This window comes from Streptomyces sp. NPDC029041, from assembly GCF_040637515.1.
Taxonomy (GTDB): domain Bacteria; phylum Actinomycetota; class Actinomycetes; order Streptomycetales; family Streptomycetaceae; genus Streptomyces.
This window is the reverse complement of sequence record NZ_JBEZWO010000003.1, coordinates 81,646-94,979: the sequence shown is the minus strand read 5'-3', so window position 1 is coordinate 94,979 and position 13,334 is coordinate 81,646. Positions and strand designations below refer to the sequence as shown.

General features: G+C 72.0%; 13 protein-coding genes. 6 read left to right on the top strand and 7 right to left on the bottom strand.

The window, feature by feature from the left end:
• Positions 1-50 precede the first annotated feature (50 nt).
• Positions 51-1,508: an NCS2 family permease gene (locus tag AB0F04_RS07685; RefSeq protein WP_362038878.1), complete on the top strand. Its 1,458-nt coding sequence runs from the start codon at positions 51-53 to the stop codon at positions 1,506-1,508.
• A 93-nt stretch (positions 1,509-1,601) separates the two neighbouring features.
• On the opposite strand, the gene AB0F04_RS07680 is transcribed toward AB0F04_RS07685, so the two are convergent.
• From AB0F04_RS07680 to AB0F04_RS07655, 6 genes are all read right to left on the bottom strand, one after another.
• Positions 1,602-3,059, bottom strand: a complete 1,458-nt coding sequence (locus tag AB0F04_RS07680; protein ID WP_362038876.1) for a penicillin-binding transpeptidase domain-containing protein — start codon at positions 3,057-3,059, stop codon at positions 1,602-1,604.
• Positions 3,060-3,135: 76 nt separating this feature from the next.
• Positions 3,136-3,798: a response regulator transcription factor gene (locus tag AB0F04_RS07675; RefSeq protein WP_362038874.1), complete on the bottom strand. Its 663-nt coding sequence runs from the start codon at positions 3,796-3,798 to the stop codon at positions 3,136-3,138.
• On the bottom strand, positions 3,795-5,063 hold the full coding sequence (locus tag AB0F04_RS07670; protein WP_362038873.1) for a histidine kinase: 1,269 nt from the start codon (positions 5,061-5,063) through the stop codon (positions 3,795-3,797). The genes AB0F04_RS07675 and AB0F04_RS07670 overlap by 4 nt, the downstream gene beginning before the upstream one ends.
• Positions 5,060-6,061, bottom strand: coding sequence for a hypothetical protein (locus AB0F04_RS07665; protein ID WP_362038871.1), 1,002 nt, complete (start codon positions 6,059-6,061; stop codon positions 5,060-5,062). The genes AB0F04_RS07670 and AB0F04_RS07665 overlap by 4 nt, the downstream gene beginning before the upstream one ends.
• A gap of 88 nt (positions 6,062-6,149) precedes the next feature.
• Positions 6,150-6,623 carry a GNAT family N-acetyltransferase gene (locus tag AB0F04_RS07660; protein ID WP_362038869.1) on the bottom strand — a complete coding sequence of 158 codons (474 nt, stop codon included), beginning with the start codon at positions 6,621-6,623 and terminating at the stop codon, positions 6,150-6,152.
• 3 nt (positions 6,624-6,626) lie between these two features.
• Positions 6,627-7,400: an IclR family transcriptional regulator gene (locus AB0F04_RS07655; protein ID WP_362038867.1), complete on the bottom strand. Its 774-nt coding sequence runs from the start codon at positions 7,398-7,400 to the stop codon at positions 6,627-6,629.
• 132 nt (positions 7,401-7,532) lie between these two features.
• On the opposite strand from AB0F04_RS07655, the gene AB0F04_RS07650 reads away from it, so the two are divergent.
• From AB0F04_RS07650 to AB0F04_RS07630, 5 genes are all read left to right on the top strand, one after another.
• Positions 7,533-9,062 carry an aldehyde dehydrogenase (NADP(+)) gene (locus AB0F04_RS07650; protein WP_362038864.1) on the top strand — a complete coding sequence of 510 codons (1,530 nt, stop codon included), beginning with the start codon at positions 7,533-7,535 and terminating at the stop codon, positions 9,060-9,062.
• A 98-nt stretch (positions 9,063-9,160) separates the two neighbouring features.
• The gene (locus AB0F04_RS07645; protein WP_362038862.1) at positions 9,161-9,769 is read left to right on the top strand and encodes a DUF1349 domain-containing protein; all 609 of its coding nucleotides are present in this window, start codon (positions 9,161-9,163) and stop codon (positions 9,767-9,769) included.
• A gap of 45 nt (positions 9,770-9,814) precedes the next feature.
• Positions 9,815-10,309: a GNAT family N-acetyltransferase gene (locus tag AB0F04_RS07640; protein ID WP_362038860.1), complete on the top strand. Its 495-nt coding sequence runs from the start codon at positions 9,815-9,817 to the stop codon at positions 10,307-10,309.
• A 73-nt stretch (positions 10,310-10,382) separates the two neighbouring features.
• A complete protein-coding gene (locus tag AB0F04_RS07635; RefSeq protein ID WP_362038859.1) occupies positions 10,383-11,099 on the top strand; it encodes a DsbA family oxidoreductase in 717 nt (238 codons plus the stop codon).
• 96 nt (positions 11,100-11,195) lie between these two features.
• On the top strand, positions 11,196-12,248 hold the full coding sequence (locus tag AB0F04_RS07630; protein WP_362038857.1) for an aminotransferase class V-fold PLP-dependent enzyme: 1,053 nt from the start codon (positions 11,196-11,198) through the stop codon (positions 12,246-12,248).
• Between the two features lie 168 nt (positions 12,249-12,416).
• Here AB0F04_RS07630 and thpD read toward each other — a convergent pair whose 3' ends face one another.
• Positions 12,417-13,328 carry an ectoine hydroxylase gene (thpD, locus tag AB0F04_RS07625; protein ID WP_362038855.1) on the bottom strand — a complete coding sequence of 304 codons (912 nt, stop codon included), beginning with the start codon at positions 13,326-13,328 and terminating at the stop codon, positions 12,417-12,419.
• Positions 13,329-13,334: the final 6 nt, after the last annotated feature.

Here is a 13,334-nt window from a genome sequence, read left to right as displayed (position 1 = left end):
TCCGGCCAGCATCCGCACACCGATCACCCAGGCACCGAGGAGCACGCGCCATGTCCGAACCCCAGCAGGTCACCGAGCGGCCACCCGTCGCGGCACCGCCGTCGAACGGCGTCGACCGGTTCTTCCGGATCTCCGAGCGAGGCTCCACCTTCGGCCGGGAGGTCCGCGGCGGCTTCGCCACCTTCTTCACGATGGCCTACATCCTCGTCCTGAATCCCATCATCCTGGGCAGCGCGAAGGACAAGTTCGGGCACCAGCTGGACACCGTCCAACTCACCACCGCCACAGCCCTGGTGGCCGCGGTCATGACGATCGTCATGGGCGTGGGCGGCAACCTGCCCCTCGCACTCGCCGCCGGACTCGGTCTGAACGCCGTGGTCGCCTTCCAGATCGCCCCGCTGATGAGCTGGGACGACGCGATGGGACTGATCGTCCTCGAAGGCCTGCTGATCTGCGTGCTGGTGGTGACCGGACTGCGCGAGGCCGTCATGCACGCGATACCCCAGCCGCTGAAGCAGGCGATCAGCGTCGGCATCGGCCTGTTCATCGCCTTCATCGGCTTCGTCGACGCCGGGTTCGTCAGCCGCATCCCGGACGCCGCGAACACCACCGTGCCCGTTCAGCTGGGCGGCACCGGCACCCTCGCCGGCTGGCCGATGCTGGTCTTCTGCCTCGGGGTGCTGCTGACGATCGGACTGCTCGCCCGGAAGGTCAAGGGCGCCATCCTGATCAGCATCGTCACCATGACCGCGCTGGCGGTGGTGATCAACTCCCTCGCCGGCATCAAGTCCTGGGGCCTGACCACCCCCGCCTGGCCCGACAAGCTCGTCGACGCCCCCGACTTCGGGCTCATCGGCCACTTCGACCTGCTCGGTGCCTTCAGCGCCCCCGGCGTCGGCGTCATCACGGTCGTCCTGCTGATCTTCACGCTGATCCTGTCCGACTTCTTCGACACCATGGGCACGGTCGTCGGCATCAGCGCCGAGGCCGGCCTGCTCGACGAGGAGGGCAAGGTCCCGAACCTCGGCCGGGTGCTGCTCATCGACGGTGCCGCCGCGGTCGCGGGCGGCGCTGCCTCCGCCTCCTCGGCGACCTCCTACATCGAGTCCGCCGCCGGAGTCGGCGAGGGCTCGCGCACCGGCTTCTCCAACCTCGTCACCGGCGGCCTGTTCGGCCTCGCGCTGTTCCTGACCCCGCTGCTCACCATCGTCCCGCTCCAGGCGGCCGCCCCGGCCCTGGTCGCCGTCGGCTTCCTGATGATGACCCAGGTCAAGCACATCGACTGGGACCGCTACGACATCGCCATCCCGGCGTTCCTCACCATCGCGGTGATGCCGTTCACCTACTCCATCACCAACGGCATCGGCGCCGGTTTCCTCGCCTACGTCGTCATCAAGACCGTGCTCGGCAAGGCCAGGGAGGTGCACTGGCTGCTGTGGGGGACCTCGGCGCTGTTCCTCGTGTACTTCGCCATCGACCCGATCGAGCAGCTCCTGGGAGCGAAGTGACACCGGGCCCGCGCTGACATGAGGACGGGCCGCCCCCGGGGGGAAGGGGGCGGCCCGTCTCATCCGTACAGACGGCGTATCGGCGGCCGGGGTTCAGTCCTCGAGCGCCGCTTGCATCATCGCCTTGGCGACGGGCGCCGCCAGGCCGTTGCCGCTGACCTCCGAGCGGGCCGCGTCCGACTGCTCCACGACGACCGCCACGGCGACCTCCTTGCCCGACGAGTCGGACTTGCCGTACGAGGTGAACCAGGCGTACGGCACCTGGCTGTTGTTCTCGCCGTGCTGGGCCGTGCCCGTCTTGCCGCCGACGGTCGCGCCCGGGATCCGGGCGTTCGTGCCCGTGCCCTTGTTCACGACCGTCTCCATCGCCGACTGCAGTTGCCGGGCGGTCGAGGAGCTGACGATCTCCTTCGTGCCGGCGTCGTCGTCGTAGTCCTGCAGCACATCGCCACCGCTGTCGGTGATCTGCGAGACCATGTGCGGCGACACCAGCTTGCCGCCGTTGGCGATCGCCGCCGACACCATGGCCATCTGCAGGGGGGTGGCCGTGACGTCGAACTGGCCGATGCCCGACAGGGCCGTCTGCGACGGGTACATGTCCGACGGGTACACGCTCGTGTAGGCCCGGACCGGCACGTCCAGCTTGTCGTCGTCGAAGCCGAACTTGTCGGCCATCGCCTTCACCTTGTCCTGGCCGAGCTTCACGGCCATCCTGCCGAAGACGTTGTTGCACGAGTACTCCAGCGCCGTACGGATGGTCGCGTTCGTACAGGGCGCGTTCGGGTTCTCGTTCGTCAGCTCCCGGTTGGTGCCCGGCGGCGTGTACGGGTCCGGGCTGTCCGTCCGCTCGTCCACCGATGTGTAGAGCCCGTCCTCCAGCGCGGCCGCCGCCACCACCAGCTTGAACGTCGAACCGGGCGGCAGCGGCTGCCGCAGCGCACGGTTCACCAGCGGCTTCTCCGGGTCCTTGGTGAGTTTTTCCCAGGCCGCGCCCGCGGTGTTGGCGTCGGTCAGCGAGGAGGGGTCGTACGACGGCGTCGACACGACCGCGAGGATCTTCCCGGTCTTCGGGTCGATGGCGACGGCACCGCCCTTCTTGTCGCCGAGCGCGTCGTAGGCGGCCTTCTGCACGTCGGGGTCGATGGTCGTGACCACGTTGCCCGGTTCGGCCCGCTGGTTGGTCAGCGTGTCCATCACGGACTTGAGCCGGCTGTCCGTGCCGTTCAGCAGATCGGTGTAGATGCCCTCCAGCTGGGTCGGGGCGTACGCCTGCGACGCGTAACCCGTCACCGCCGCGTACAGCGGGCCGTCCGTGTACGTCCGCTTGTACTTCAGGTCGCCCGTCTTCGTCGGCGTCGATCCGGTGACCGACCGGCCGCCCACGATGATGTTCCCGAGCGGCGCCGAGTACGTCTCGATCGCGTTCCGCCGGTTGTCCTTGTCGTCTGCCAGCGCCTGGCCCTCGTAGAACTGCACCCAGGTCGCCCTGACCAGCAGAGCCAACACCAGGAGCAGCGAGAAGACCGAGGCGCGCCTGATCGTCTTGTTCATCGCGGACAGGAGGACGAGCCACGCCGGGCGGATCGTTCCCGTCCGTCCTGCTTTCTCATCCGGCGGGCCGGTTTTCTCATCCGCCGTTCAGAATGCCGGCCTCGTACGCGGCGATCACCGCCTGCGTGCGGTCGCGGCTGCCGGTCTTGGCCAGGACCGCCGCTACGTGGGACTTCACGGTGGCCGGGCCGACCTCCATCCGGCGGGCGATCTCCGCGTTGGTCAGGCCCCGCGCCATGTGCCGCAGCACCTCCCCCTCGCGTCCCGTGAGCTTCGCCACCCAGGCGGGCGGCGCCGGGTGTGCGCGGGCGTGCTCGGTGGCAAGGGTGCGCACGGCCGCGGGGAACAGCAGGGTGTCGCTGCGGGCCAGCAGCCGGACCGCCTGCACCAGGGCGTCGGCGTCGGCCCGTTTCAGCAGGAACCCGGCGGCTCCGGCGCGCAGCGCGTCGTACACGTAGGAGTCGTTCTCGAAGGTCGTCACCACGATGATCCGGGGCGGCTCGTCCAGGGTGGCGAGGATCTGCTCGGTGGCGCGGATCCCGTCGGTCTGCGGCATCCGGACGTCCATGAGGACGACGTCCGGACGCAGCTCCCGTACCGCCGACACCGCCTCCGCGCCGGTGGCGGCCTCGCCCACCACCGCCAGGTCCGGCTCGGCGGAGAGGATGGCGCGCAGCGCGGTGCGCACCATGCGCTCGTCGTCGGCGAGGACGACACGGATCGGGTCCGGGCGGGTCACGCGGGTCCTCTCATCGGCGGTCGTGTCATCGGCAGTCGTGCGTACAGCCGCCAGGTCCGTGCCGGGGTCGGTCCCGCCGTCGCGGTCCCGCCCAGCAGCCTGGCCCGGTCGGCGATGCCCCGCAGCCCGTGGCCACCGCCGGTGCGGGAGGGGGCGGGGCCGGTCACCGGATTCTCCACGGTGATCTCCAGGTCCCCGTCCGTCACCGTGATCCGCACCTCCACGGCGGCCCGCTCACCGGCGTGCTTGAGGGCGTTGCTCAGCCCCTCCTGCACGATGCGGTAGGCCTCACGGGACAGCAGCGGGGGCAGCGCCTCCGGGTCGGCGTCCAGGGCGGCGCTCACCCGCTGTCCGCCCGCCCGGGTGCGCCGCAGCAGTCCGTCGAGGTCGGCGGCGAGGGTCGGCGCGGCGGCCGTGCCGGGGGCGTCGCCCTCGCGCAGCACGCCCAGCACGGCGTCGAGTTCACCCACCGTGCGCCGGGTCGTGTCCTCGATCGCGGCGAGAGCCTCCCGGACGAACCCGGGGTCGGAGTCCAGGACCCGGCGGGCGGCGCTCGCCTGCAGGGTGACCGCGCTCAGGGCGTGGCCGACGGAGTCGTGCAGCTCCCGCGCCAGCCGGTTGCGCACGGCGAGGTCGGCCGCCCGTGCCTCGGCGGCGGCGAGCCGCTCCCGGGGCGTGGGGCCGAGCAGCAGGGGCGCCCAGCGGGCCAGCAGCGCTCCGCAGCCGGCCGCGCAGCCGGCGAGGGCGACGAGCGACACCGCGCCCGCGACGGGAGCCAGCGCCAAGGCCCAGGCCTGGTCGAGGACGCCGGGCAGTCCGAGCAGGTCGCCGCGCACCGCCGCGAGGACCGGCAGCAGGATCAGCGTGACGGCGAACGGCGGCAGCGCCAGCGACATCCCCGCGATGATCCCGCCGAACCCGAGATGCAGGGTGAACCACGCAGCCGTACGGCCCTTCTCGCCCCGCGTGCGCGCGGGCCCGGGGGCGAGCCGGTCCGCGTCCACACCGCACAGCCAGCGCACGGCGGCCGACTCCAGGGGCCGGGTCAGCGGGAACAGCGAGGTGACGGCCGCGAGCGGCAGACCCAGGCCGAACGAGCCGAGTTGGAGGGGTAAGGAGCCGAAGACGTCGTCGGCTCCGATGGCCGGGCCGAGAACCACCGAGCCGACCAGGACGTAGGGCATGGCCAGCGCACCGCCGAGGATCAGATGGATCCAGCGCAGCCGCGCCCGCCGGCCGAACAGCAGCCGGGCGACGTCGCTCACGCCGTCCGCCGGGCGGCCCCGGCCGAGCGCTCCGCGAAGTGGTACACGCCGATGGCGGCGACGAGCAGACCGACGAGCATCTGGCCAGCGTAGGCGAGGTGCATCAGCGGTGTGGGGCGGTCGGCGAGGTCCGCCGTGCCGGCGACGGAGGCCAGCGACAGCCACCCGCCCCAGCACACCACGGCACCGGAGCCGACCCAGGCGAGACCGAGCGGCACCGACACGGGCAGGGCCCGGCCCCGGCGGAAGGCCGGCAGCGCCGAACCGCTGACCGCCGCGAGCAGGAACAGGACGAACAGGGCCTCCAGGACACGGAACTCACCGCCCCGGTCCGCGTGGCCCTCGCCCAGTCCCGCGGAGACACCGGCGGCCCAGAGGGCGTGCAGCGTGAGCGGCGGCAGCGCGAGCACGGCCGCGGCCACGGCGAGGGCCCGGTGGGCCGGACCGACGCCACCGACGGGCAGGTCTCCCACCCGCCCGCGCCACAGGTGCCCCCAGCGGCCCTGCGCGTAGAGCACGAACAGGCCGCCCAGAGCGAGCCCTTGCGCGATGAACCCCGTGTACACGACGGTGAACACCCACTCGTCCAGGAAGGCCTCCCGCCCCGCGGACGAGGCGCCGCCCGCGCCGAACGCCTTCACCACCAGCTGCGCCGGGAACCCGGTCATGATCGGCGCGAGCAGCCCGGTCGCGACCCACACGGGGAACGCGAGCAGCCACGCGGGCACCCGCAGCCCCCACGGCCGGGTCAGCAGCAGCGCCAGCACGATCACCGCGCTGTCCAGCAGCATCGACAGGCCGTTGACCACGGCCAGGGCGAGACGGTCGTCGAGCAGCGGGCTCCCTTCGGGAATCCCGAGATGACTCCCGGCGATCCAGGCGGCCTTGAGAGCGAGGTACGGCACACAGGAGACGACGGCGACGGTACGGAGGATCCGCCGGGTGCGGCCGGGACCGCCGACGGGGTGAGGGGCGGGGGGAGCGGGCGAGTGCGTCATGCGAGCAGGCTCCCGCGGGGGAGGCCGCGGGCACCTCCTGCCCGGCGACGATCCGCCTCCGCCGGGCGGGGGAGGGGCCGTGAGGCGATCAGCCCTCCAGGATGAGCACCGTCTCGTCGATCTCGGCGCCGCGGGCCGGGGCGTACCCCCGGGCCGCCGCCACCACCCGGAACCCGCACTTCTCCAGCACGCGCAGCGATCCCGTGTTGTCCGCCGCCGCCCGCGCGTACAGCGGACGCTCGGTCACCTCGGCGAGCAGCGCCCGCAGCGCCTGGGTGGCGATGCCCTTGCCCCAGTAGGCGCGGTCGACCCAGTACGTCACCTCGCGCTCACCCGGCACCCCGTACACCCCCGCGCTGCCGACCACGTCACCGTCGGCCAGGACCGTGCGGACGACGACATCGGGAGAGGAGCGCATCCGGGACCATCGGGTGTCGAAGGCGGCCCGGTCGGTCGGATCCTCCGGGGTGAAGGCCGCCATGGTCAGGGACTCGGGGTCGTTCATCTGCCGGAAGAAGACCGGCAGATCGCTGTCGTGGACCGCGCGCAGCTCGACGTTCATGTCTCAGAGCCTACGGGTGGCCAGTGTCAGCCGGTCCCTCGCGTCGAAGAGGGCGTCCTTCACCAACTGCTCGTGCGCGGGGGTCAGCCGGGCCACCGGCACCGAGCAGCTGATCGCGTCCCGCGCCGGGGTGCGGTACGGGATCGCCACGCCGAAGCAGCGCAGCCCCAGCGTGTTCTCCTCGCGGTCCACGGCGAAGCCCTGCTCCCGCACCTGGCGCAGCTCCCCGATGAGCTTCTCCCGGTCGGTGATGGTGTGCTCGGTCAGCGCGGGCAGCGTCTCCGGGAGCATCTTGCGGACCTGCTCGTCGGAGTACGTGCTCAGCAGCGCCTTGCCGAGGGACGTGGAGTGCGCGGGCAGCCGGCGGCCGACCCGGGTGAAGGGGCGCAGGTAGTGCTGCGACTGGCGGGTGGCCAGGTACACGACGTTCGTGCCGTCGAGGCGGGCGAGGTGGATCGTCTCGGTCGTGTCGTCCGAGAGCCGGTCCAGTGTCGGGCGGGCCGCGGCGACGACCTCGTCACCGTCGATGTACGACGTGCCCACCAGCAGGGCCCGCACCCCGATGCCGTACCGCGTGCCCGTCGCGTCGGTCTCCACCCAGCCTAGCTCGACCAGGGTGCGCAGCAGCATGTAGAGGCTGGACTTGGGGTATCCGACGGCCTCCTGGACCGCCGCGAGGGAGTGCATGCCGGGGCGTCCGGCGAAGTATTCGAGCAGTTCAACCGTTCGCACCGCGGACTTGACCTGCGCCCCGCCGCCCGACTCGCCAGCCGACATCGCCCTTGACCCCTTCGTTGGACGGGAAATAGTCTCCACAGCATATTCATCACCGGAGACAGCGTTCAGTATATCGAACGCCCCTGGTGGATGACCCAGTACTGCGGCATTACATGTGTGGAGGGACCCGCGGTGGCAGCAGCACCAGTCTGGAGTGTCGACCCCCGAACCGGGAAGCAGCGTGAACAGGTTGCGGTGGAGGCCACAGCCCAGGAGGTGGACGCCGCCGTCCGGGCCGCACACGAGGCCCGCGGCGCCCTGGCCGACCGCACGGTCCGCGCGGCCTTCCTGCGCACCGCCGCCGACGAGCTCAAGGCGGCCGAGGAGTCTCTCGTCGAGACCGCCGACGCCGAGACCGCGCTCGGCCCGGTCCGGCTGACCGGCGAACTCGCCCGTACCTGCTACCAGCTGCGCGCCTTCGCCGACATCGTCGACGAGGGCGCTTTCCTCGACGTCGTCATCAACCACCCCGACGACACCGCGACCCCGCCGATCCCGGACCTGCGCCGCTACAAGGTGGCGCTGGGCGTCGTCGCCGTCTACTCGGCTTCCAACTTCCCCTTCGCCTTCTCGGTCGCGGGCGGCGACACCGCGAGCGCCCTCGCGGCCGGCTGCCCGGTCGTCGTCAAGTCGCACCCCGACCACCCGGCCCTGTCCGAGTACGTCGCCAAGGTGCTGCGCCGCGCCGCCGCCCGGCACGACATCCCCGAGGGCGTCGTGGGCCTGGTCCACGGCTTCGAGGCGGGCGTCGAGCTGATCAAGCACCCGCTGGTCGCGGCGGCCGGCTTCACCGGCTCCGTGCGCGGTGGCCGGGCGCTCTTCGACGCGGCGGCGGCCCGCCCGGTCCCGATCCCCTTCCACGGTGAGCTGGGCTCCCTGAACCCGGTCGTGGTCACCGAGGCCGCCGCCGCCGAGCGGGCCGAGGCGATCGGCGCCGGTCTCGCCGGTTCCATGACGCTGGGCGTCGGCCAGTTCTGTGTGAAGCCGGGCCTCGTCCTCGCACCGGCCGGTGCCGCGGGCGACGCGCTGCTGAAGTCCCTGACGGACGCCGTCAGCGACACCGACGCCGGGGTCCTGCTCGACCACCGCATGCGCGACAACTTCGTCGCCGGCGTCGCCGAGCGGGCCGGGCTGCCCGACGTCGACTCCCCGGTCACCCCGGGCGCGGGCGGCGAGCACACCGTCAGCGCGGGCTTCCTCACGGTGCCGGCGAGCAGGCTGGCCGCCGAGGGCGAGCACGACCTGCTCCTGGAGGAGTGCTTCGGGCCGGTCACCGTGGTGGCCCGCTACGAGGACGACACCGAGGTGAAGGCGGTGCTGTCGCGGCTGCCCGGCAACCTCACGGCGACGGTGCAGCTGTCCGAGGAGGAGGCGGCGGGCCAGGGCCGCGGCGCGGAGATCCTCGCGGAGCTGACGCCGCTGGCCGGGCGCGTGCTGGTGAACGGCTGGCCGACGGGGGTCGCCGTCGCGCCTGCGCAGCATCACGGTGGGCCGTACCCGGCGACGACGTCGACGTCCACGTCGGTGGGCGGGACGGCGATCGAGCGGTGGATGCGGCCGGTCGCCTATCAGAACGCCCCCGAGGCGCTGCTGCCGGCGGAGCTGCGGGACGAGAACCCGCTGGGGCTGCCGCGGCGGTTCAACGGGCGTTTGGAGCGCTGATCGCCATAGGGGTGCGGTGACTGTCGGCTTGCGGTCCGTTGTGGTTGATCGCGCAGTTCCCCGCGCCCCTTGAGGACGGAGCTGGAAGAGTGGGCTGAATGGATCTCCAACTTCCCGAACTCCCCTTCGGCCTGCGTACGTACGGGCCCGATGGCCACTGGTCCCATGAGGACGGCGTGCTCACCGGGTGGGCCGGGGCGCGGCAGGACCGGTTCGTGCCGCCCACCGGTGAGGCGCTGGACCCCGCTTCCGACGCGCCCCGGCTGCTCGGGGCGCCGGAGGGCGACTTCCAGCTGATCGCCAAGGTCACCGTCGGGTTCGGCGCGGCCTTCGACGCCGGGGTGCTCTACGTCCACGTGGGGGAGCGGGCCTGGGCCAAGCTCTGCCTGGAGTACTCCCCGGACGTCCCCACCGTCTGCACGGTGGTCACCCGGGGCCACTCCGACGACGCCAACTCCTTCACCGTGGACGGCAGTTCCGTCTGGCTCCGGGTGAGCCGCACCGGCCGCGCGTTCGCCTTCCACGCCTCGCGCGACGGTGAACGCTGGACCTTCATCCGGTTGTTCACCCTCGGCGACGAGAAGGAGACGGACGCGGCCCTGGTCGGTTTCATGGCCCAGTCCCCGATGGGGGAGGGCTGCGTGGTGACGTACGACCACATCGAGTTCAGGCCGTCCTGGCCCGATGACCTGCGGGACGGCAGCTGAGCTCGTGCCGGGAACCGCCCCCGCCACGGGCACGTCGTCCTTTCCATGATCAGGGACCGAGTGACCCCAGGCCGTGTGATCCGTACCGTCCTGCCCGCCGAACTGGCGGACGTCGTCGCGCTGCACGCGCGGGCCCGGGCGACGTACTACCCCGGCGGGGTGCCGCAGGACGGCACCGACTGGACCGAGGCCTGGCGCGGTGCCCTCACCCGGCCGGACGGGCGGGTGCTGTGCGTGGCGGAGGCGGGCCGCCTCATCGGCCTGGCCTCCTTCCGCACCCCCGAGGGCGCCCCGGCGGAGACGGTGAAGCTCTTCCAGTTCCATGTCGACCCCGGGCACTGGCGCCTGGGAGTCGGCAGCGCGCTGCACGCGGCGTGCGTGCAGGAGTGGCAGGCCGACGGCCGGCGTACGGCCGTGCTCGACGTGCACGTCGGCAACGCGCGGGCGCAGGGGTTCTACCGGCGGCAGGGATGGACCCCGGAGCCGGCCGGGCCGGGGGATCACCATCTGCGGATGCGGTTCGTCCTCTCCGGGGAATGAACGCCACTGCTTGAACGTTCATCCATCCGGCGGAGGGAGTCTCCGTACCGTACGACCTGGAGAGAGCCGAGACATGCGCGTCGAGATCTGGAGCGACATCGCCTGCCCCTGGTGCTACGTGGGCAAGGCCCGCTTCGACAAGGCGCTGCGGGACTTCCCGCACCGCGACGACGTCGAGGTGGTGCACCGCTCCTTCGAGCTGGACCCGGGCCGCGCCAAGGACGACATCCAGCCCGTGATCACGATGCTCACCAAGAAGTACGGGATGAGCGCCGCGCAGGCCGAGGCCGGCGAGGACAACCTCGGGGCCCAGGCCGCAGCCGAAGGCCTCGACTACCGCACCCGCGGCCGCGACCACGGCAGCACCTTCGACATGCACCGCCTGCTGCACCTCGCCAAGGAGCAGGGCCGCCAGGAGCACCTGCTCGACCTGCTCTACCGGGCCAACTTCGCCGAGGAGCGCTCCGTCTTCAACGACGACGAGCGGCTCGTGGAGCTCGCCGGGGCCGCCGGCCTGGACGCGCAGACCGTACGCGCGGTGCTCGCCGACCCGGACGCGTACGCCGACCAGGTCCGCGCCGACGAGCGCGAGGCCGCGCAGCTCGGGGCGAACGGCGTGCCGTTCTTCGTCCTCGACCGGAAGTACGGCGTCTCCGGCGCCCAGCCCGCCGAGGTCTTCACCCGGGCCCTGACCCAGGCGTACGGCGAGCACGCTCCCCTGACGATCGTCGACGGCGGCGAGGACGCGGACGCCTGCGGCCCGGACGGCTGCGCCGTGCCCCAGCACTGAAACGCCCAGCTCGGAGCACATCCATAAGCGCTCCTTGGCGACATCACGCAGAAATCGGCAATGGACGGGGAGATCCGGGGGACGCAGAGTGGTTCCATGGAGACCTTCGAGAACCTCGTCCGTGCCGAGTTCACCCCGAAGCACACCTACCTCAACACCGCGAGCAACGGGCTCCTGCCCGCCCGTACCGTGAGCGCCGTGCAGCAGGCGGTGCGGATGCGTGCCGAGGGCGTGCCCCTGGGGCCCCTGTACGAGGACGTGGAGGTGGCCCGTGCGTGCTTCGCCCGGCTGGCCGGGGTTCCGGCCGAGCGGGTCGCGACCGGTGCCTCGGTCGCCGAGTACGGCGGCCTGATCGCCGCCTCGCTGCCCGCCGGTGCCGAGGTCCTCACGGCGGAGGCCGACTTCTCCTCCCTGGTGAACCCGTTCCACGTGCGCGGCGACCTCAAGGTGCGTGCCGTGCCCCTGGAGAGGCTCGCCGAGTCCGTCCGTCCCGGCACCGCGCTCGTCGCGGTCAGCGCCGCCCAGTCCGCCGACGGCCGTCTCGCCGACCTTCCCGCGGTGCGCGAAGCGGCCCGGGCGCACGGCGCCCGGACCTACGTCGACGCCTCCCAGTCGGCCGGCTGGCTGCCGCTGGAGGCCGACGCCGACGACTACGTCGCCGCCGTCGGATTCAAGTGGCTCATGGGCCCGCACGGAGCCGCGTTCTTCGTCGCCCCGCGGGACTTCGGCGGGCTCACACCGCTGCTCGCCGGCTGGGTCGCCGGGGAACGCCCCTGGGACAGCTGCTACGGCCCCGTCGAGGAGCTCGCCCGCTCCGCACGGCGGTTCGACGTCAGCCCCGCCCTGTCCACCTACGCGGGACTGCGCGCCTCCCTGGAAATGCTGGAGGAGATCGGCGTCGACGCGGTGCACGCCCACGACGTCGGCCTCGCGGACCGCTTCCGTGCGGGGCTCGCGGAGCTGGGCCACGAGGCGATCGCCTCGCCCGGCTCGGCGATCGTGTCGGTGCCGGGGCTCGGCCACCGGCAGGGCGAACTGAGCCGCCGGGGCATCGAGGTGTCCGACCGGTCGGGGAACCTGCGGGCCGCGTTCCACCTCTACAACACGCCCGCGGACGTGGACCGGCTCCTGAAGGCGCTCGCGGCATGACAGAACCGGGCGGGGCCTCCCGTCCCACACGAGGAGGCCCCACCCGGCAGCTCTGTCACACCTTCGTCTCACCGCCGACGGCGGTCACGGCACCGGCGTGAAGTCCCGCGCCCCGATGCTGTGTTCTTCCGGGGGCAACCCCCGGACCCCCGGCCGGGGGAGGGCGGTTCACGGCACCGGCGTGAAGTCCCGCGCCCCGATGAACTCCGGTCGCCGGACCGGGGCCGCGAACGGTTCCACCGCCGTGTTCTCCACGCTGTTGAACACGATGAACACGTTGCTGCGCGGGAACGGCGTGATGTTGTCGCCCGAGCCGTGCATGGCGTTGCAGTCGAACCAGGTCGCCGAACCGGCCTTGCCGGTGAACAGCTTGATGCCGTGCTGCGCGGCCATCTGCGTCAGCGCCTCGTCCGACGGCGTGCCCGCGTCCTGCATCTGCAGCGACTTCTTGTAGTTGTCCTTCGGCGTCTCACCCGCACACCCGAGGAACGTCTTGTGCGACCCCGGCATGATCATGAGTCCGCCGTTGGTGTCGTAGTTCTCGGTCAGCGCGATCGAGACCGACACCGTGCGCATCCGCGGCAGACCGTCCTCGGCGTGCCACGTCTCGAAGTCCGAGTGCCAGTAGAAGCCACTGGCGCCGAACCCCGGCTTGACGTTGATCCGCGACTGGTGGACGTACACGTCGGAGCCGAGGATCTGCCGCGCCCGTCCGACGACCCGCTCGTCGCGGACCAGCCGGGCGAACACCTCGCTGATCTTGTGCACCTCGAAGACCGTGCGGATCTCCTTGGACTTCGGCTCGACGATCGACCGCTCGTCGGCACGCATGTCCGGGTCGTTCACCAGCCGGTTCAGTTCGTTCCGGTAGACGGCGACCTCGTCATCGCTGATGAGCTCGTCGATGGCCAGGAAGCCGTCGCGCTCGAAGGACAGCAGGTCGGCCGGGACGATCGGGCCCGGGGCGTCGGGTGCGCCCCAGACGACCGGGTCCTGACGCGGAGTCAGCGCCTCGGCGGCACCGCGGCTGGGATAGAGGTCCGGGACACCGGTGGTGGTGGTGTCGGTGGTGGCGGTCATGGAAAC

Bases quoted from the DNA above. Each gene is read 5' to 3' on its own strand.
- thpD (WP_362038855.1), bottom strand. From the start codon at position 13,328: ATGACCGCCACCACCGACACCACCACCACCGGTGTCCCGGACCTCTAT.
- AB0F04_RS07655 (WP_362038867.1), bottom strand. From the start codon at position 7,400: ATGTCGGCTGGCGAGTCGGGCGGCGGGGCGCAGGTCAAGTCCGCGGTG.
- AB0F04_RS07665 (WP_362038871.1), bottom strand. From the start codon at position 6,061: ATGACGCACTCGCCCGCTCCCCCCGCCCCTCACCCCGTCGGCGGTCCC.
- AB0F04_RS07635 (WP_362038859.1), top strand. From the start codon at position 10,383: ATGCGCGTCGAGATCTGGAGCGACATCGCCTGCCCCTGGTGCTACGTG.
- AB0F04_RS07640 (WP_362038860.1), top strand. From the start codon at position 9,815: ATGATCAGGGACCGAGTGACCCCAGGCCGTGTGATCCGTACCGTCCTG.
- AB0F04_RS07645 (WP_362038862.1), top strand. From the start codon at position 9,161: ATGGATCTCCAACTTCCCGAACTCCCCTTCGGCCTGCGTACGTACGGG.
- AB0F04_RS07660 (WP_362038869.1), bottom strand. From the start codon at position 6,623: ATGAACGTCGAGCTGCGCGCGGTCCACGACAGCGATCTGCCGGTCTTC.
- AB0F04_RS07685 (WP_362038878.1), top strand. From the start codon at position 51: ATGTCCGAACCCCAGCAGGTCACCGAGCGGCCACCCGTCGCGGCACCG.
- AB0F04_RS07680 (WP_362038876.1), bottom strand. From the start codon at position 3,059: ATGAACAAGACGATCAGGCGCGCCTCGGTCTTCTCGCTGCTCCTGGTG.
- AB0F04_RS07630 (WP_362038857.1), top strand. From the start codon at position 11,196: ATGGAGACCTTCGAGAACCTCGTCCGTGCCGAGTTCACCCCGAAGCAC.